Source organism: Brachybacterium huguangmaarense (assembly GCF_025725725.1).
Lineage (GTDB): Bacteria > Actinomycetota > Actinomycetes > Actinomycetales > Dermabacteraceae > Brachybacterium > Brachybacterium huguangmaarense.
Map to the genome: position 1 here is coordinate 2,742,768 of NZ_CP107020.1, position 18,115 is coordinate 2,760,882.

20 protein-coding genes are annotated in these 18,115 nt (G+C 73.7%); all 20 read right to left on the reverse strand.

The annotated features are described in order from the left end of the window. Positions 1–22 precede the first annotated feature (22 nt). The 20 genes from BRM3_RS12610 to BRM3_RS12705 all read right to left on the reverse strand — a co-directional run bounded on the left by BRM3_RS12610 (position 23) and on the right by BRM3_RS12705 (position 18,078). Positions 23–499 carry a DUF2752 domain-containing protein gene (locus tag BRM3_RS12610; protein WP_263593648.1) on the reverse strand — a complete coding sequence of 159 codons (477 nt, stop codon included), beginning with the start codon at positions 497–499 and terminating at the stop codon, positions 23–25. Continuing rightward, a complete protein-coding gene (locus BRM3_RS12615; protein WP_263593649.1) occupies positions 496–741 on the reverse strand; it encodes an HGxxPAAW family protein in 246 nt (81 codons plus the stop codon). The genes BRM3_RS12610 and BRM3_RS12615 overlap by 4 nt, the downstream gene beginning before the upstream one ends. 73 nt (positions 742–814) lie before the next feature. Beyond that, positions 815–1,405 (reverse strand): Trp biosynthesis-associated membrane protein, encoded by a 591-nt coding sequence (locus tag BRM3_RS12620; RefSeq protein ID WP_263593650.1) that lies wholly within the window; start codon positions 1,403–1,405, stop codon positions 815–817. After that, complete coding sequence (hisI, locus tag BRM3_RS12625) at positions 1,402–1,773, reverse strand: phosphoribosyl-AMP cyclohydrolase (protein ID WP_263593651.1); 372 nt, start codon at positions 1,771–1,773, stop codon at positions 1,402–1,404. Before hisI ends, BRM3_RS12620 begins: the two co-directional genes overlap by 4 nt. Beyond that, positions 1,770–2,990, reverse strand: a complete 1,221-nt coding sequence (gene metK, locus BRM3_RS12630) for a methionine adenosyltransferase (protein WP_263593652.1) — start codon at positions 2,988–2,990, stop codon at positions 1,770–1,772. The genes hisI and metK overlap by 4 nt, the downstream gene beginning before the upstream one ends. 5 nt (positions 2,991–2,995) lie before the next feature. Then, a complete protein-coding gene (gene coaBC, locus BRM3_RS12635; protein WP_263593653.1) occupies positions 2,996–4,264 on the reverse strand; it encodes a bifunctional phosphopantothenoylcysteine decarboxylase/phosphopantothenate--cysteine ligase CoaBC in 1,269 nt (422 codons plus the stop codon). A gap of 7 nt (positions 4,265–4,271) precedes the next feature. Continuing rightward, complete coding sequence (gene rpoZ, locus BRM3_RS12640) at positions 4,272–4,619, reverse strand: DNA-directed RNA polymerase subunit omega (protein WP_263593654.1); 348 nt, start codon at positions 4,617–4,619, stop codon at positions 4,272–4,274. Between the two features lie 112 nt (positions 4,620–4,731). Next, positions 4,732–5,325, reverse strand: coding sequence for a guanylate kinase (gmk, locus tag BRM3_RS12645; RefSeq protein WP_263593655.1), 594 nt, complete (start codon positions 5,323–5,325; stop codon positions 4,732–4,734). After that, positions 5,322–5,648 carry an integration host factor, actinobacterial type gene (gene mihF, locus BRM3_RS12650; protein WP_263593656.1) on the reverse strand — a complete coding sequence of 109 codons (327 nt, stop codon included), beginning with the start codon at positions 5,646–5,648 and terminating at the stop codon, positions 5,322–5,324. Before mihF ends, gmk begins: the two co-directional genes overlap by 4 nt. Before the next feature lie 138 nt (positions 5,649–5,786). After that, the gene (gene pyrF / locus BRM3_RS12655; RefSeq protein WP_263593657.1) at positions 5,787–6,620 is read right to left on the reverse strand and encodes an orotidine-5'-phosphate decarboxylase; all 834 of its coding nucleotides are present in this window, start codon (positions 6,618–6,620) and stop codon (positions 5,787–5,789) included. Then, positions 6,617–9,982, reverse strand: coding sequence for a carbamoyl-phosphate synthase large subunit (carB, locus tag BRM3_RS12660; RefSeq protein WP_263593658.1), 3,366 nt, complete (start codon positions 9,980–9,982; stop codon positions 6,617–6,619). Before carB ends, pyrF begins: the two co-directional genes overlap by 4 nt. Next, positions 9,982–11,163 carry a glutamine-hydrolyzing carbamoyl-phosphate synthase small subunit gene (gene carA, locus BRM3_RS12665; protein WP_263593659.1) on the reverse strand — a complete coding sequence of 394 codons (1,182 nt, stop codon included), beginning with the start codon at positions 11,161–11,163 and terminating at the stop codon, positions 9,982–9,984. Before carA ends, carB begins: the two co-directional genes overlap by 1 nt. Beyond that, the gene (locus BRM3_RS12670; RefSeq protein ID WP_263593660.1) at positions 11,160–11,729 is read right to left on the reverse strand and encodes a PH-like domain-containing protein; all 570 of its coding nucleotides are present in this window, start codon (positions 11,727–11,729) and stop codon (positions 11,160–11,162) included. The genes carA and BRM3_RS12670 overlap by 4 nt, the downstream gene beginning before the upstream one ends. Beyond that, positions 11,726–13,021, reverse strand: a complete 1,296-nt coding sequence (locus tag BRM3_RS12675) for a dihydroorotase (protein ID WP_263593661.1) — start codon at positions 13,019–13,021, stop codon at positions 11,726–11,728. Before BRM3_RS12675 ends, BRM3_RS12670 begins: the two co-directional genes overlap by 4 nt. 3 nt (positions 13,022–13,024) lie before the next feature. Continuing rightward, the gene (locus BRM3_RS12680; protein WP_263593662.1) at positions 13,025–13,978 is read right to left on the reverse strand and encodes an aspartate carbamoyltransferase catalytic subunit; all 954 of its coding nucleotides are present in this window, start codon (positions 13,976–13,978) and stop codon (positions 13,025–13,027) included. Next, complete coding sequence (gene pyrR, locus BRM3_RS12685; protein ID WP_263593663.1) at positions 13,975–14,553, reverse strand: bifunctional pyr operon transcriptional regulator/uracil phosphoribosyltransferase PyrR; 579 nt, start codon at positions 14,551–14,553, stop codon at positions 13,975–13,977. The genes BRM3_RS12680 and pyrR overlap by 4 nt, the downstream gene beginning before the upstream one ends. 100 nt (positions 14,554–14,653) lie before the next feature. Continuing rightward, positions 14,654–15,172, reverse strand: coding sequence for a transcription antitermination factor NusB (gene nusB, locus BRM3_RS12690; protein ID WP_263593664.1), 519 nt, complete (start codon positions 15,170–15,172; stop codon positions 14,654–14,656). Positions 15,173–15,174: 2 nt separating this feature from the next. Beyond that, positions 15,175–15,732, reverse strand: coding sequence for an elongation factor P (gene efp, locus BRM3_RS12695; protein WP_263593665.1), 558 nt, complete (start codon positions 15,730–15,732; stop codon positions 15,175–15,177). A gap of 110 nt (positions 15,733–15,842) precedes the next feature. Continuing rightward, entirely contained in the window at positions 15,843–16,457 is a 615-nt protein-coding gene (locus tag BRM3_RS12700) for a MarR family transcriptional regulator (protein WP_263593666.1), read from the reverse strand. Positions 16,458–16,473: 16 nt separating this feature from the next. Further along, complete coding sequence (locus BRM3_RS12705) at positions 16,474–18,078, reverse strand: ABC-F family ATP-binding cassette domain-containing protein (protein ID WP_263593667.1); 1,605 nt, start codon at positions 18,076–18,078, stop codon at positions 16,474–16,476. Positions 18,079–18,115: the final 37 nt, after the last annotated feature.

Here is an 18,115-nt window from a genome sequence, read left to right on the forward strand (position 1 = left end):
CCGTTCGGGGGCCGGGCGCCGGTCAGGCGCCGATGAGCGAGGTGGGCGCGAGGACGGCGAAGGCGGGGAGATTCCTCGCGACGGTGAAGAGGACGAGCGCGACCACGAGGGCCGCGACGAGGGCGCGGCGCCCGCGGGTCCAGGGAGGGGGCGGCGGGGGCGGCTCGCCGCGCCATCGCCGTCGCAGCCACCGCCACCACACCACGACGACGGCGGGGACGAGCACGACCACGAACGCGTTGTTGTGCAGGGCGAGCGGGAGGTCCCCGGCCAGGAGCGCGTGCACGGCGCGGGTCATGCCGCAGCCCGGGCAGTAGCCGCCCGTCAGGGCGTGCCACAGGCACAGCGGGACGTCCTGCCGGTAGGGGTCGAACAGGAGCTGGGAGACGACGGCGCCGCCGATCGCGCCGCCGCCGACGAGCAGGGGAACGGCGAGGCGCCGGGCGCGCGCGGAGCGGGACTCCTCCCCTGCGTGCGCGCGCAGCGCCGCGGAGGTCACCGCCCCGCGGCCTCCGCGCGACGCGCCTTCTGGCCGAACCCCATGACGCGCAGCACGGCGCTCAGGATCACGGTCAGGACGATCACGACGATGCCGACGATCAGGAGAGCGAGGATCGAGAACGTGAAGCCGACGGCCGCCACGATCGCTCCGGCGACGACGCCGACCGTCATCACCCAGGCGGCGGGCGTCTTGCCGTGGTTGAGCGGCGAGGCGGGCGGGACGGCGTAGGTCTTGGACATCGACTTCTCTCCACGTGGGCAGGGCGTTTCGCTGGTCATTGTGCCACGTCCCGGTCGCGATCCCGGGCGGTGCTCAGGGGCGGCCGGTGGGGTCCTCGCCGCGGGTGAGGGCGTCCCAGGCCTTGGCGGGGTCGGTGCGCGGGTCGATCCCGGCGTCCTCGGCGACGGCGGCCGCGTCGGGCGGCGCGCCCGCCCGGTCGAAGCGGGCCGTGCGCGTCCAGCGCCGGCCGGCGACGAGGACCACGACGCCGAGGACCACGAGCAGCGCCGCGGGGACGAGCGCCACGGCGGGCCACGGGGTCATGGTGACGGTCTCGCCGCTCCCGGACACGCCGGTCGCCTCGGCGATCGCCGAGGTCGCGTGGGCGGCCGGGTCCAGGAGGACGCGGGTCGCGCCGATGCCCGCGCCGATCCCGGCCAGCGCGAGCAGGGGGCCCGTGACGAGCCGCACGTGGCGCGAGGAGATCGCGGTCACGAGGGACGCGGCGATCGCGACCACGGCGAGGGCGACGACGGCGGGCGCGGCGTCGCCGCCCGTCACGTCGACCTCGCTCGCGCCCCCGGCGAGGTCGGGCACGCTCGCGTGCAGCCAGGCGGCGCGGGCGACGAGGAACAGGGCCCCGGAGACCACGATGCCGGCGAGCACGGCGAGGCGGCGGCTCACGGGGTCGGGCCCTCGCCGGTCACGGCCGGCAGCTCGCCGCCGTCGAAGCACGTGGTCGTGCCGCGGTGGCATGCGGCGCCGATCTGCTGGACGCGCACGAGCAGGGCGTCGCCGTCGCAGTCGAGGCTCACGCCGCGCACGTACTGCGCGTGCCCGCTCGTGTCGCCCTTGCGCCAGTACTCCTGGCGCGAGCGGGACCACAAGGTCACGCGGCCGGTCGTGAGGGTGCGGCGGAGCGCCTCGTCGTCCATCCAGCCGAGCATGAGCACCTGCTCACTCGTGTCGTCCTGGACGATCGCCGCGACGAGCCCCTGCTCGTCGCGCTTGAGGCGCTCGGCGATCCCGGCGGGCAGCCCGGCCGCGGTCACAGGGCCCTCGTCAGGTCGTCGGCGCGGTCGGTGCGCTCCCACGTGAACTCGGGGAGCTCGCGGCCGAAGTGCCCGTGCACGGCGGTGCGCGCGTAGATGGGCCGCAGCAGGTCCAGCTGGTCGATGATCGCGGCGGGGCGCAGGTCGAAGACCTTTCGGATGGCCTCGGCGAGCTGGTGGTCGGGCCGGGTGCCGGTGCCGAAGGTCTCGACGTACAAACCCACCGGCTCGGCGCGGCCGATCGCGTAGGCGACCTGGACCTCGCAGCGCTCGGCGAGGCCCGCGGCGACGACGTTCTTGGCGACCCAGCGCATCGCGTAGGCGCCCGAGCGGTCGACCTTCGAGGGGTCCTTGCCGCTGAAGGCGCCGCCGCCGTGACGGGCCATGCCGCCGTAGGTGTCGACGATGATCTTGCGCCCGGTGAGGCCCGCGTCGCCCTTGGGGCCGCCGATCACGAAACGGCCCGTGGGGTTCACGTGCACCGTCACGTCGGAGACGTCGAGGCCGATGCGGCCGAGGTCCTCGAGCACGGGGGCGACGACGACCTGCTCGATGCCCGGCGTGAGCTGGGCGGCGATGTCGACGTCCTCGGCGTGCTGGCTCGAGACGACGATCGTGTCGACGCTGCGCGCGACCCCGTCGTCGTCGTAGCCGATCGTCACCTGGGTCTTGCCGTCGGGGCGCAGGTAGGGCAGCACGCCGTCGCGACGGGCGCGCGAGAGGTTGTCCGAGAGGCGGTGCGCGGCGTGGATGGGCAGCGGCATGAGCTCGGGCGTGTCGGTGCTCGCGAAGCCGAACATGAGGCCCTGGTCGCCCGCGCCGAGGCGCGCGTAGGCCTCTTCGCCGCCGCCCCGGTGCTCGAGCGAGGTGTCCACGCCCGCCGCGATGTCGGCGCTCTGGGAGCCGATCGACACCTCGATGCCGCAGCTGTCGGCGTCGAAGCCCTTCTCGGAGGAGTCGTAGCCGATCTCGCGGATCGTGTCGCGCACGATCCGTGCGACGTCGCTGTAGCCGCTCGTGCGGACCTCGCCCGCGACGTGGACGAGCCCCGTCGTCACCATCGTCTCGACGGCCACGCGTGCGTCGCGGTCCTGGCGCAGCATGTCGTCGAGGAGGGCGTCGGAGATCTGGTCGCAGATCTTGTCGGGGTGGCCCTCGGTCACGGACTCGGACGTGAACAGGCGCAGGGAACCCCGGGAGGTGCTCGTGGAGGTCATGCTCGTCAGCGTACGTGCCCCCGCCGACGCACGACCTCGTCGAGGACGGCGTGTGAGACGACGGACTTGTCACCCGCGGCGCTGCGCACGACCTCCCCGCTCGCGTCGAGCACGGTGACGTCGTTGGCGGCGGCGCCGAACACGCCCGCGCTCACGTCGTTGAAGACGAGCAGGTCGGCGCCCTTGGCGCGGGCCTTGGCGCGTGCGTGCTCGATCGGCGCCGTGGCCTCGTCGCCGGTCTCGGCGGCGAAGCCGACGATCACACCGGGCGCCGTCGCGGGGTCGTCTCGGCGCGCCCCGACGCTCGTCCTCAGGATGTCCTCGGTGCGGACGAGCTCGAGAACGGGCACGTCGTCCTCCCCCGTCTTCTTGATCTTGGCGGCGGCGCGGGAGGCGGGCGCGAAGTCGGCGACGGCGGCGGCCATGACGAGCACGTCGGCGCGGGTGCGCTCGGCGGCGACGGCCTCGGCGAGCTCGGCGGCCGAGCCCACGTCGAGCCGGCGGGCGCCGGGCGGGGAGGGCAGGTCGACGTTCGCGGCGACGAGCGTCACGTCGGCGCCGCGCACGAGGGCCGCCTGGGCGAGGGCGAGGCCCTGGCGCCCCGAGGAGTGGTTGGCGATGAAGCGCACGGGGTCGATCTGCTCGTGCGTGCCGCCCGCGGTCACGAGCACGCGGACGCCCTCGAGGTCCCGCACGGGGGCGCCGGCCGGGGTGCGGGGCGCGGTGACGGCGGCGAGGGCCGCGCCGAGGATCGCGTCGGGCTCGGGCAGGCGGCCGGGGCCGGAGTCGGGGCCGGTCAGGCGCCCGCTGTCGGGCTCGAGCACGGTCACGCCGCGGGAGCGCAGCACGGCGACGTTCTCGACCGTGGCGGGGTGCTGCCACATCTCGGTGTGCATGGCGGGCACGACGACGACCGGACAGCGCGCCATGAGCGCGGTCGCGGTGAGCATGTCGTCGGCGCGGCCCAGGCGCAGGCGCGCGAGCAGGTCGGCGGTCGCGGGAGCGATGACCACGAGCTCGGCGTCCTGGCCGACGCGCACGTGGGCGACCTCGTCGACGTGCTCGAAGACGCTCGTGAGCACCTCGTGGTGGCTGAGCGCCTCCCACGTGGCGGCCCCGACGAAGGCGAGGGAGGCGGGGGTGGGGATCACGCGCACCTCGGCCCCGGACGCGACGAGGCCGCGCACGACGTGCGCGGCCTTGTACGCGGCGATCCCGCCGCCGACGCCGAGGACCGTGCGCACCCCGGCGAGCGGGGAGTCGGCAGCGGTCATCGGTCGGTCAGAAGGTGAAGTCGGTGGCCGGGGCCTCGGGAGCGTCGTCGCCGAGCTCGAGGGGGGCGGGAGCGGGAGCGGCCGGCTCGTCCTCGGAGATCTCGTGGGACTCGAGCAGCCCCGCGTCGATCTCGCGCAGCGCGATCGAGAGCGCCTTCTCCTGGTTCTCGACGTCGACGAGGGGTCCGACGTGCTCGAGCAGGCCGTCGCCCTGGAGCTGGGCGTAGTAGGCGTTGATCTGGCGGGCGCGCTTGGCCGCGTACAGGACGAGGGCGTACTTCGAGTCGACGGTCTCGAGCAGATCGTCGATCGGCGGGTTCGTGATGCCCTCGGGCTGGGCGACGGTTCCGGACACGGGGGTCCCTTCCGGTAGACGGTGGCGTGCAACGAACCAGCCTACGCCCTGCCCCGTGTTCCGGCGAGGGCAGCCGCGGCGGCCCGGCGTGAGATCGGGCACCCGGCAGGGGTCAGGCGGCTCCGCGGTCCACGCCGATGACGTGCGCGAGCTCGTCGGTCGCGCGGTCCACCTCGTCGTTGACGATCGTGAGGTCGAACTCGGATTCGGCGGCGAGCTCGAGCCGTGCGGTCGCGAGGCGCCGCTCGCGCTCCTCGGCGTCCTCCGTGCCACGGCCCACGAGCCGCTGGACGAGCGTGTCCCAGTCGGGCGGGGCGAGGAACACGAAGCACGCCTCGGGAAGGGTGCGGCGCACCTGGCGGGCGCCGGCGAGGTCGATCTCGAGCAGCACGGGACGTCCTTCGCGGCGGGCCCGCTCGACCTCGGCGCGCGGGGTCCCGTAGCGGTGGCGGCCGTGCACGACCGCCCATTCGAGCATCATGTCCGTCTCGACCATGCGCGTGAACTCCTCGTCGGAGACGAAGTGGTAGTGCACGCCGTCGATCTCCCCGGGACGGGGGGCGCGGGTGGTCGCGGAGACGGACAGCCAGATCTGGGGATACCGGCGGCGGATGGCCGCGGAGACGGTGCCCTTGCCCACCGCGGTGGGCCCGGCGAGCACGGTCACCGGGGACGGCGCGCGCCGCTGCGTCGGGGCGGGGGTCACTCCGAGAAGTGGGCGATGAGCTTCTCGGCCTGGTGGGAGCCGAGGCCGCGGACCTTGCGCGACGGGGAGATGCCGATCTCCTCCATGATCTGCTGGGCCTTGACCTTGCCCACGCCGGGGAGGGACTCGAGCAGCGCGGTCACGCGCAGGCGGCCGATGACCTCGTTGGTCTCGGCCTCCTCGATGACCGAGCGGATCTCCTCGCCGCGGCGACCGGTGGAGTCCTTCAGACGGGCCTTGACAGCCGCGCGCTCACGGCGGGCCTCGGCGGCCTTCTGCAGCGCCTCGGCGCGCTTCTCGGGAGAAAGAGGAGGGAGGGCCACGGTGATACCTCGCTGTTCGTCGAGCGGTGCGTCGGGCGGTCGGGTCCGCGGGTGCGGAGCCGGGTGTGGGATGACTCTAGCGCGTTGAGCGGCGCAGACACGCGTGGGGAGCCGAATTCGGGGCCCCGGCGGGTGTGCTCAGCGGTAGCGCTCGGCGAGCTCGTCGGCGGCCCGGCGCAGCGCGCCGACGTCGGGGCCCGCGCCGAGCAGGGCACGGGAGACCGAGACGAGCACGCGCCCGGAGGCTCCGGCGAAGACGGCGTCCCGCTCGGCGACGCCCGCCCCCTGGGCGCCGAAGCCCGGGGCGAGCAAGGGCGCCCGGCCCGCCACGAGGTCGATCCCGAGGTCCGCCGGCGCGCTGCCGACGGTCGCACCGACCACGAGGCCCACGCTCCCCCAGGCCGCCGCGTCGGCGTTCTCGGCCTCGACGAGCTCGACGATCCGGCGGGCCACGGCGGTGCCGTCGGCCTCGCGGGCGTGCTGGACCTGGGCGCCGTCGGGGTTGGAGGTCAGGGCGAGCACGAAAACGCCCTTGCCGTGCTCGGCGGCGAGGTCGAGCGCGGGGCGCAGCGAGCCGAAGCCGAGATAGGGGCTCGTGGTGATCGCGTCGGCCTCGAGCGGGGCGCCCGGGCGCAGGTGCGCGTCGGCGTAGGCGCCCATGGTCGAGCCGATGTCACCACGCTTGACGTCGAGGATGGTCAGGACGCCGCGGTCCCGGGCCTCGGCGAGCAGGTCCTCGAGAGCGGCGACGCCGCGCGACCCGTGCCGCTCGAAGAACGCCGACTGGGGCTTGATCGCGGCGACGTGCCCGTCGACGGCCTCGAGCACGGCGGCGCCGAGGCGGCGCACCCCGTCGGCGTCGTCGGGCAGGCCCCAGGCGGCCAGGAGCGGGGCGTGCGGGTCGATCCCGGCGACCACGGGGCCGTGGGCGGCGACGGCCTCGCGCAGGCGGTCGCCGAAGGGGGCGCTCACGCGACCTCCCCCGCGGCGGCCGCGGCGCGCTGGGCGACGAGCCGCGCGACGTGGTCCTGCAGGCTGGTCACGGCGAAGGGGCCCTCCGGGAGCGCCTCGATGGCCTGCACGGCCGCCTGGAACTCCTGGAGCGTCGTGATCATGGGCACGTCGACGCTCGTCGCGGCGGCGCGGATCTCGTAGCCGTCGTGGCGGGACGAGCCGCCCGCGGGGGTGTTGAGGATCAGCTGGATGTCGCCGCGCTCGATCGCGTCGATGATGGTCTCGCCCTCGGTCACCTCCGAGGCCTTGCGGATCACGGTGCACGGGATGCCCGAGCGGCCGAGCACCTGGGCGGTGCCGGAGGTCGCGAGGATCTCGAAGCCGAGCTCGGCGAGGCGCGCGACGGGGAGGACCACGCCGCGCTTGTCGCCGTCGGCGACGGAGACGAACACCCGGCCCGCGGTGGGCAGCCCCTGCCCCGCGATCGCGAGCTGGGACTTCGCGAAGGCTCGGGGGAAGGTCGCGTCGAGGCCCATCACCTCGCCCGTCGAGCGCATCTCGGGGCCCAGCAGGGAGTCGACGCTGCGCCCCCCGGCGGTGCGGAAGCGCTTGAAGGGCAGCACGGCCTCCTTGACGGCGATCGGCGCGTCGGGGGCCAGGTCCATGCCATCGCCCGTGGCGGGCAGGACCCCCTCGGCGCGCAGCTCGGCGATGCTGCGTCCGGCCATCACGAGGGCCGCGGCGCGCGCGAGCGGCACGCCGGTGGCCTTGGAGACGAAGGGCACGGTGCGCGAGGCGCGCGGGTTGGCCTCGAGCACGTAGAGGATGCCCTGGGCGAGCGCGAACTGGATGTTGATGAGGCCGTGCACGCCCACGCCCCGGGCGATCGCCTCGGTGGACCGGCGGATGCGGTCGCACACGGCGTCGGACAGCGAGACGGGCGGCAGGGTGCATGCCGAGTCGCCGGAGTGGATGCCGGCCTCCTCGATGTGCTCCATGATGCCGCCCACGAACAGCTGCTCGCCGTCGAAGAGGGCGTCGACGTCGATCTCGGTCGCGGTGTCGAGGAAGCGGTCGATGAGGATGGGCGCCTCGGCGCGGCCGCCGTCGGGCAGGTTGCGCCCGACGTAGTCGACGAGGCCCTCCTCGTCGTACACGATCTCCATGCCGCGGCCGCCGAGCACGTAGCTGGGGCGCACGAGCACCGGGTAGCCGACGTGGGCGGCGACCTCGCGCGCGTCCTCGAGGGCCCAGGCGGTCCCGTACGGCGGGGCCGGGAGGTCGGCGCCCGCGAGCACGGAGCCGAAGGCGCCGCGGTCCTCGGCGGCGTCGATCGCGCGCGGGGAGGTGCCGATGATCGGCAGGCCGGCCTGCTCGAGGCGCGCCGCGAGCGAGAGCGGGGTCTGGCCGCCGAGCTGCACGATGACGCCCACGACGGGGCCGGCCGCCTTCTCGGCCTCGTACACCTCGACGACGTCCTCGAAGGTGAGCGGCTCGAAGTAGAGCCGCGAGGCGATGTCGTAGTCGGTCGAGACCGTCTCGGGGTTGCAGTTGATCATGACGGTCTCGTACCCGAGCCCGCCGCGGTCCTCGGGCAGGGAGAGGGCGACGGCGGCGTGCACGCACGAGTAGTCGAACTCGATGCCCTGGCCGATGCGGTTGGGGCCCGAGCCGAGGATCAGCACGGCGGGCCGCTCGCGCGGCTCGACCTCGCTCTCGGCGTCGTACGCCGAGTAGTGGTACGGGGTCTTCGAGGCGAACTCGGCCGCGCACGTGTCGACGGTCTTGTAGACGGGGTTGACGCCGAGCGCCTCGCGCACGCCCTTGACGACGTCGCCGTGGACGCCGCGGAGCTGGCCCAGCTGGTCGTCGGAGAGCCCGTGCCGCTTGGCCCGCCGCAGCAGGGCGGCGTCGAGCACGTCGGCCTCGCGCACGTCCTCGGCGATCTCCGCGACGAGCAGCAGCTGGTCGAGGAACCAGCGGTCGATCGCGGTGGCCTCGTAGAGCCGCTCGACGAGGGCGTCGGGGTCCACGGCGCCGGCCGCGGCGGCGCGCAGCACGCGCGAGATCGAGACCAGGCGCCCGTCGGTGGGGGTGCGGGCGGCGTCGATGAGCGCGTCGATCTCGTCGGCGTCGGGCACCTCGCCCGTGTAGTCCACGACCGCCGAGCGCACGTCGAGGGAGCGCTGGGCCTTGCCGAGGGCCTCGGTGAAGGAGCGGCCGATGGCCATCGCCTCGCCCACGCTCTTCATGGTCGTGGTCAGGGTCGGATCCGCCGCCGGGAACTTCTCGAAGGCGAAGCGCGGGATCTTGACGACGACGTAGTCGAGGGTCGGCTCGAAGCTCGCGGGCGTGGTGCCCGTGATGTCGTTGCGGATCTCGTCGAGCGTGTAGCCGATGGCCAGGCGCGCCGCGATCTTGGCGATCGGGAAGCCGGTGGCCTTCGAGGCGAGCGCCGAGGAGCGCGAGACGCGCGGGTTCATCTCGATCACGACGGTGCGCCCGGTCTCGGGATGCACGGCGAACTGGACGTTGCAGCCGCCCGTGTCGACGCCGACCTCGCGGATGATGCCGATGCCGAGGTCGCGCAGGCGCTGCAGCTCGACGTCGGTCAGGGTGAGGGAGGGCGCGACCGTCACGGAGTCGCCCGTGTGCACGCCGACGGGGTCGACGTTCTCGATCGAGCAGACGACGACGCAGTTGTCGTTGCGGTCGCGCATGAGCTCGAGCTCGTACTCCTTCCAGCCGAGGATCGACTCCTCGAGGAGCACCTCGGTGGTCGGCGAGTAGTGGAGGCCGTCGCCCGCGATGCGGCGCAGGTCCCGCTCGTCGTAGGCCATGCCCGAGCCCAGGCCGCCCATCGTGAAGGAGGGGCGCACGACCATCGGGTAGCCGAGGTCCTCGGCGGCCGCGAGGCAGTCGTCCATCGTGTGGCAGATGCGCGAGCGGGCGGACTCGCCGCCCACGGTGGCCACGACCTCCTTGAACAGCTGGCGGTCCTCGGCCTTCTGGATCGCCGAGATGGTCGCGCCGATCATCTCGACGCCGAACTTCTCGAGGATGCCGCGCTCGTCGAGGGCGATCGCGGCGTTGAGCGCCGTCTGGCCGCCCAGGGTGGGCAGGATCGCGTCGGGGCGCTCGGCGGCGATGATCGAGCGGATCACGTCGGGGTCAATCGGCTCGACGTAGGTGGCGTCCGCGATCTCCGGGTCGGTCATGATCGTGGCCGGGTTGGAGTTGACGAGGATGACCCGCAGGCCCTCCTCGCGCAGCACGCGGCAGGCCTGGGTGCCGGAATAGTCGAACTCGCAGGCCTGGCCGATGACGATCGGGCCGGAGCCGATGACGAGGACGGAGGAGATGTCGTCGCGACGGGGCATCAGGATTCCTTGGAGACGAGGTCGACGAGGCGGTCGAAGAGGTAGGAGGCGTCGTGGGGGCCCGACGCCGCCTCGGGATGGTACTGGACGGAGTAGGCGGGGATGTCGAGGCATGCGATGCCCTCGACCACGTCGTCGTTGAGCCCGATGTGGGAGACCATGACGCGCCCGTAGCGGCCGCCGTCGTAGGGCGCCGTGTGCTCGCCCCGGATCGGGATGTCGACGGCGAAGCCGTGGTTCTGCGCCGTGATCTCGACCTTGCCGGTGGTCACGTCGAGCACGGGCTGGTTGATGCCGCGGTGGCCGTAGCGCAGCTTGTAGGTGCCGAAGCCGAGGGCGCGTCCGAGCAGCTGGTTGCCGAAGCAGATCCCGAAGTACGGGATGCCCGCGTCGAGCACGCCGCGCAGCAGCTCGACCTGGGCGTCGGCGGTCGCGGGGTCGCCGGGGCCGTTGGAGAAGAAGACGGCGTCGGGCTCGGTCGCGAGCAGCTCGGGCAGGGTCGTGGTCGCGGGCAGCAGGTGCACGCGCAGGCCGCGCGCGACCATGTGCCGCGGGGTCGCGCCCTTGATGCCGAGGTCGACGGCGGCGACGGTCCCGATCGCCTCGCCCTCGGGCTCGAGCACGATCGGCTGGGCGATCGTGACCTCGTCGACGAAGCTCGCGCCCGTCATCTGGGGCTCGGAGCGCACCCGCTCGAGCAGGCCGGCGGTGTCGGCGCCCTCGAGCTCGGCGCCGGAGAAGACGCCTCCGCGCACCGAGCCGAGCTCGCGCAGGCGGCGCGTGAGCTGACGGGTGTCGATGCCGCTGATGCCGACCACGCCGGAGTCGGCGAGCAGGTCGTCGAGGGTCTGCTCGCTGCGCCAGTTCGAGGCGCGGCGCGCGGCCTCGCGCACGACGTAGCCGCGCACCCACACCCGCCCGGACTCCATGTCCTCGGCGTTGGCGCCCGTGTTGCCGATGTGCGGCGCGGTCTGCACGACGATCTGGCCCGCGTAGGAGGGGTCGGTGATCGTCTCCTGGTAGCCGGTCATGCCGGTCGCGAAGACGACCTCCCCGAGGCGGGCGCCGCGCGCGCCGTACGCCTCGCCGGTGAAGGTGGTGCCGTCCTCGAGGACGAGCACGGCCGGCTCGGGGCGGGGGCGCCGCGCGGGGCCGACGGGGGCGGGGGCGGTGGTGGTCATGAGAGCTCCTCGGGAGGCTGCGGGTCGGCGACGTCGGATGGGCCAGGAGGGCCCGCCGCGGGGGCGGTGGCGGGCAGGTGCTGGTCGGCGAGGGCGAGGACGCGGTCCTGGTCCGCGCGCTCGTCGAGGCGGAAGCCGGTGTCCAGGAGGGTCTCCCCCAGCTGCCAGCGGATGACGAGCAGACCGTCGCCGCCGATCCACTTGCCGACCATGCCGGGCGCGGTGTGGACCGAGCGGACGTCCGCCCAGGGGATGAGGAACCCCGCGGCGCCCTGCCGGTCGACCTGCAGGGCCGGCCCGCCGTCGTGCTCGGTCTCGCCGAGGACGGCGCGGCTGCGGGCGCCGAGCCCGCGCGCGGTGACCCGTTCGAGAGGCTGCTCGGCGAGGGTGGTGGCGACGTAGACGCCCTCGGCGCGGCGGCCCGCTCCCCCGGGCGGTGCCGGCGGAGGCGTGAGCGCGGGCAGGTCGCCCTGGCGCGCGGCGCGGCGGCGCCAGCCGAGGTACATGAGGCCGACGAGCACGCAGAAGACCACGGCCAGGACGACCACGGGTGCGGCCTGGCTCATCGGGTCGCCAGCTGCCCGTCGCGCACGGTGACGCGGCCGCGCAGGATCGTCGCGACGGTGCGCCCGGGCAGCTCGCGCCCGCGGAACGGCGAGTTCGCGGAGCGGGTGGCCTGCTGCTCGGGCACGACCGGCGCGCTCGGGCGCGGGTCCCACACGAGCACGTTGGCGGCCTCGCCCGGCTCGAGCGGACGACCCTGGGTCTCGTTGCGCGCGATCCGCGAGGGCGTCTCGGAGAGCACGCGGGCGACGTCGCGCCAGGTGAGGCGGCCCGTGTCGACCATCGTGGCCTGCACGACCGGCAGCGCGGTCTCGAGCCCGGTCATGCCGAAGGCGGCGACGTCCCACTCGCGGTCCTTGGCGTCGCGCGGATGGGGCGCGTGGTCGGTCGCGACGATGTCGATCGTGCCGTCGGCGAGGCCGTCGCGCACGGCCTGCACGTCGGCGGCGGTGCGCAGCGGCGGGTTCACCTTGTAGGTCGCGTCGAAACCGCGCGCGAGGTCGTCGGTCAGGAGCAGGTGGTGGGGCGTGACCTCGGCGGTCACGTCGACGCCCCGCTGCTTGGCCCAGCGCACGATCTCGACGCTGCCGGCGGTCGAGAGGTGGCACACGTGCAGGCGCGAGCCCACGTGCTCGGCGAGCAGCACGTCGCGCGCGATGATCGACTCCTCGGCGACGGCGGGCCAGCCCGCGAGCCCGATCTCGGCCGAGACGATGCCCTCGTGCATCTGGGCGCCCTCGGTCAGGCGTGGGTCCTGGGCGTGCTGGGCGATCACCCCGTCGAAGGTCTTGACGTACTCGAGGGCGCGGCGCATGAGCACGGGGTCGTGCACGCACTTGCCGTCGTCGCTGAACACGCGCACGCGGGCCTTCGAGGTGGCCATCGCGTCGAGCTCGGCGAGGCGCTCGCCCGCGAGGCCCACGGTCACGGCGCCGATCGGGCGCACGTCGCACCAGCCGGCCTCCTCGCCGCGCGCGAGCACCTGCTCGACCACGCCCGCGGTGTCCGCGGTGGGCGTCGTGTTGGCCATCGCGTGCACGGCCGTGAAGCCGCCGCGGGCAGCGGCCCGGGTGCCGGTCTCGACGGTCTCGGCCTCCTCGCCGCCGGGCTCGCGCAGGTGGGTGTGGAGGTCCACGAGGCCGGGCAGCACGATGCAGCCGGTCGCGTCGATCACCTCGGCGTCGGCGGGGGCGTCGAGGTCGGGACCGACGGCCGCGATGAGGCCGTCGGCGATGAGCACGTCGGCCGTGCCCTGGCCGTAGGGGCTTCCGCCGCGGAGGAGAAGTGCGGTCATGGCTCAGGACTCCTGGGTGGTCGAGGCGAGCAGCTGGTAGAGCACGGCCATGCGGACGCTCACGCCCGCGGCGACCTGCTCGACGATGACGCTGCGCGGGGAGTCGGCGACGTCGCCCGCGATCTCGAAGCCGCGGTTCATGGGGCCGGGGTGCAGGACGATCGCGTGGTCATCGAGGCGGGCGGCGCGCGACGTGGTCAGGCAGAAGCGGCGCGTGTACTCCGCGGGCGTGGGGAAGAAGCCGCCGCCGATCATGCGCTCGCGCTGGACGCGCAGCATCATGACCGCGTCGGTCCCCGCGGCGAGGGCCTCGTCGAGGTCGTAGACGACCTCGCAGGGCCACGCGGAGGCGCCCACCGGCACGAGCGAGGGCGGGGCCACGAGGGTCACGCGTGCGCCCAGAAGGGTCAGCAGGAGCACGTTGGAGCGGGCCACGCGGGAGTGCAGGATGTCCCCGACGATCACGACGTGGCGTCCGTCCAGGCCCTGCCCGGAGGCGTCGTCGCCCGCGAGGTGGCGGCGCAGGGTGAAGGCGTCGAGCATCGCCTGGGTGGGATGCTCGTGGGTGCCGTCGCCCGCGTTGACGATCGGCTGGGTGACCCAGCCGGCGTGTGCCAGCAGGTGCGCGGCGCCCGACGAGGGCGAGCGCACCACGATCGCGTCGGCGCCCATCGCCTGGAGCGTGAGGGCCGTGTCCTTGAGCGACTCGCCCTTGGACAGGCTCGAGCCCTTGGCCGAGAAGTTGATGACGTCGGCCGAGAGCCGCTTGGCGGCGGCCTCGAAGCTGATCCGGGTGCGCGTCGAGTCCTCCATGAAGAGGTTGACGACGGTCGTGCCGACGAGGGTCGGCAGCTTACGGATCGAGCGGGACTGGGTCGCGGCCATCTGCTCGGCGGTGTCGAGCACCGCGATCGCGTCGGCGCGCGAGAGGTCCGCGATGGAGATGAAGTGCCTCATGCCTGGGCCGCCCGTCCGCGCTCGATGGTCACGGCGTCCTCGCCGTCGGTCTCCGTCAGGTGCACGTCCACGCGCTCGGCGCGCGAGGTCGGCAGGTTCTTGCCGACGTGATCGGCGCGGATCGGCAGCTCGCGGTGACCGCGGTCGACGAGCACGGCCAGGCGCACGGCGGCGGGCCGGCCGATCGCGCCCAGGGCGTCGAGGGCGGCCCGCACGGTGCGGCCGGAGTAGAGCACGTCGTCGACGAGCACGACGATGCGGCCGTCGATGCCGCGGGCCGGGATGACGGTGCGGTGGGGTGCGCGCATGGGGTGGTCCCGCAGGTCGTCGCGGTACATCGTGATGTCGAGCGCGCCGCTCATCTGCTCGGGGTCGCGCCCGGCGCCCTCGGCCTCGCAGACGGCGCGGGCCAGGCGTGCCGCGAGCGGCACGCCGCGGTGCGGGATGCCCAGCAGGACGATGTCGTCGGCCCCGTGCCCGGACTCGACGATCTCGTGGGCGATGCGGGTCAGGGCGCGACGGATCTCGTCGGGCCCGAGCACGGTCACGTCGTCCGTGCCCTCGGTGGTGGTCATGATCGTGTGCTCCCTTCCACGCCTCACGGGACGTGCGGTTAAAGGGTCGTGATCGGTCGGGTCGAGTGTAGGCGCCGCGCCCCGCTCGGGTCTGCGCGTCTCAGCCGAGCAGGCCCCGCAGGTCGGCGAGGCGCTGCAGGAGCGCGTTGACGAACCGCGGGGAGTCCTCCGTGGAGAGCTCGCGCGCGATCGAGGCGTACTCCCCGATGATGGGGCCGACGTCCTCGGCGGGGGCGTCGAACAGGATCTCGCCGGCCCCGAGGCGCAGGAGCGCCCGGTCGACGGCCGGCATGCGCGTCAGCGGCCAGTCGCGGCTGTGGGTCTCGAGCTGCTCGTCGATCTGGTCGGCGTGCTCGGCGGCGACGCGCACGAGGGCGGCGGAGCGCTCGGGCAGCGGGGTCTGGGTCGCCGTGCGCAGCCGTCGCTGCGCGAGCACCTCGAGCACGGGCAGGGAGCGCGCGTCGGCCTCGTAGAGGACGTCGACGGCGCGGATCCGCTCACGCGTGCGCGAGGACAGGCGCTTGGTGTTGGCCGGATAGGTGCGCAGGAGCTCGACCTCTTCGCCCTCGCGGCCGGGGATCGGCAGGTTGAGGGGGTCCGGCGTGCGGGAGTCGGGCACGGTCAGGCGCGGCCGAGGTAGTCGCCGGAGCGGGTGTCGACCTTGACCTTGGTGCCTTGCTCGAGGAACAGCGGGACCTGGATCTCCTTGCCGGTCTCGAGGGTCGCCGGCTTGGTGCCGCCCGAGGAGCGGTCGCCCTGCAGGCCGGGCTCGGTGAAGGTGATCTCGAGCACGACGCTCGCGGGCAACTCGACGTAGAGCACGGCGCCCTCGTGGAAGGCGACGACGACGTCCTGGCCCTCGAGCAGGTAGTCGGCGGCGGAGCCGACGGTCTCGGCGGGCACGTTGGTCTGCTCCCACGTGCTCGTGTCCATGAACACGTACAGGTCGCCGTCCATGTAGGAGTACTGCATGTCGCGCTTGTCGACGGTCGCGGTCTCGATCTTGAGGCCCGCGTTGAAGGTCTTGTCGACCGTCTTGCCGGACAGCACGTTCTTGAGCTTGGTGCGCACGAACGCCGGACCCTTGCCGGGCTTGACGTGCTGGAACTCGGTCACGGACCACAGCTGGCCCTCGAGGTTCAGCACCATTCCGTTCTTGAGATCGTTCGTGGTCGCCATGGTTCTCCTTGGAGGGGATGTCTGCGCGGTATGCGGCTGCCTGCAGGCGCGGACGCTCGGCCCGGGCACGGTCACCGAGTTTACAGCCCTGAGCGCCGGGGGCCGGGCGCTCAGCTCGTGAGGTCGATCATCGCGAGCAGGCGGGTCACGAGCGCGTACGCGGCGCGCTCCTCGCGCCATCCGCTCGTCTTGAGCGCGCGCGAGACCGTCTGCTGGGTGACGCCGAGGGCGCTCGCGAGCTCCGCCTGGGTGCGGGAGGGGTCCTCGCGCAGGGCGCGCACGGTGCGCCACTGCCCCGCGTTGCGGGTCGCGATCATCCAGCCGATCAGGCGCAGCACGGCCTGGGCGTCGGCGGCGGTCTCGGCGTGGCGGGAGTCGGCGGCGAGCACGGCCACGGGCACCTCGCTCGTGCGCCGGGCGCGCTCGAGCGCGGCGCGCGAGGCGGTCATGGCGCCGCCGCGGACCTCGCGCACGCCGGACGGGAGCGGGAGGCCGACGGGGCCGACGCCCAGGCCGACGCGCCACGACCCCAGCTCGAGGGCGGTGCGCACGATGTCGAGCGCGCCCTCGGCACGCTCGGCGAGGGCGACGGCCTCGTCGCCGAGGGTGCGCTCGGCGGCGAGCCGGCCGCCGAGCGGCGCGAGCGCGGCGAGCAGCTCGGGGACGCGGTCGACGCCGTCGTCGCGCCCCGCGGGGGCGGGACGGGCGCACGAGATCACGAACATGGCGCGGTCCTCTCTGTCACGCGAGCTGGATGAGCTCCTCGTAGGAGGAGTTCCAGAGGTCCTCTACGGCGTCGGGCATGACGAGCACGCGCTCGGGGCTGAGGGCGGTGACGGCGCCGGGATCGTGCGAGACGAGCACGACGGCGCCCTCGAAGTTCGCGAGCGCCCCGAGGATCTCGGCGCGCGAGGCGGGGTCGAGGTTGTTCGTGGGCTCGTCGAGCAGGAGCACGTTGGCGCTCGAGACCACGAGCGTCGCGAGCGCGAGGCGGGTCTTCTCGCCGCCCGACAGGACGCTCGCGCTCTTGTGCACGTCATCGCCGCTGAAAAGGAAGGAGCCGAGGATCTTGCGGGCCTCGACCTCGGGCAGCTCGACGGCCGCGCTCATCATGTTCTCGAGCACGGTGCGGGACTCGTCGAGGGTCTCGTGCTCCTGGGCGTAGTAGCCGATGCGGAGGCCGTGGCCCGGGATGATCTCTCCCGTGTCGGGGGCGTCGACCCCGGCCAGGATGCGCAGCAGGGTGGTCTTGCCGGCGCCGTTGAGGCCGAGGATCACGACCCGGCTGCCGCGGTCGATCGCGAGGTCGACGTCGGTGAAGATCTCGAGGCTGCCGTAGGACTTCGAGAGGCCCTCGGCCATGAGCGGGGTCTTGCCGCACGGCGCGGGCCGCGGGAAGCGCAGCGAGGCGACGCGGTCGCTGCGCCGCTCGTCCTCGACGGAGTCCATGAGCCGCTCGGCGCGTCGCAGCATGTTCTGGGCGGCCACCGCCTTGGTGGCCTTGGCGCGCATCTTCTCGGCCTGCGCGGTGAGCGCGGTCGCCTTCTTCTCGGCGTTGGCGCGCTCGCGCTTGCGGCGCTTCTCGTCGTCCTCGCGGGACTTCAGGTACTGCTTCCAGCCCATGTTGTAGATGTCGATCACCTGACGGTTGGCGTCGAGGTAGAAGACCGTGTTGACGACGTCCTGGACGAGCTGGACGTCGTGGGAGATGACGATGATGCCGCCGCGGAAGGTCTGGAGGTAGTCGCGCAGCCACACGATGGAGTCCGCGTCGAGGTGGTTGGTGGGCTCGTCGAGGATGAGCGTGTCGGCCTGGGAGAACAGGATGCGGGCGAGCTCGACGCGCCGCCGCTGTCCGCCGGAGAGGGTGCGCAGCTCCTGCTCGTGGAGGCGCTGGGGCAGGCCGAGGTTGGCCGCCATGCGCTTGGCCTCGGACTCGGCCGCGTAGCCGCCCTTGGCGTTGAGCTCGTCGTCGAGGCGGGCGTAGCGGTTCATGGCCTTCTCGCGGCGGGCGTCGGAGAGGGTCATGTCGGCCATCTCGAGCTCGGCGCGGCGCAGCTTGGCCATGAGCTCGTCGAGGCCGCGGGCGCCGAGGATCCGGGCGATCACGGTCTGCTCAGGATCGCCGGTGTGGGTGTCCTGGGGCAGGTAGCCGAGCTCGCCGCGCAGATCGACGGTCCCAGCGGCCGGCTGCAGGGTGCCCGAGAGCACCTTGGTGAGCGTGGTCTTGCCGGCCCCGTTGCGGCCGACGAGACCCACCCGGTCGCCGTCGGTGACCTGGAAGCTCACCTCGCTCATGAGCAGGCGGGCGCCGACGCGGATCTCGAGGTCGTGGACGGTGATCACGGGCGTGGGCTCCTGCGGGACGGCGTGGTGACGGGTG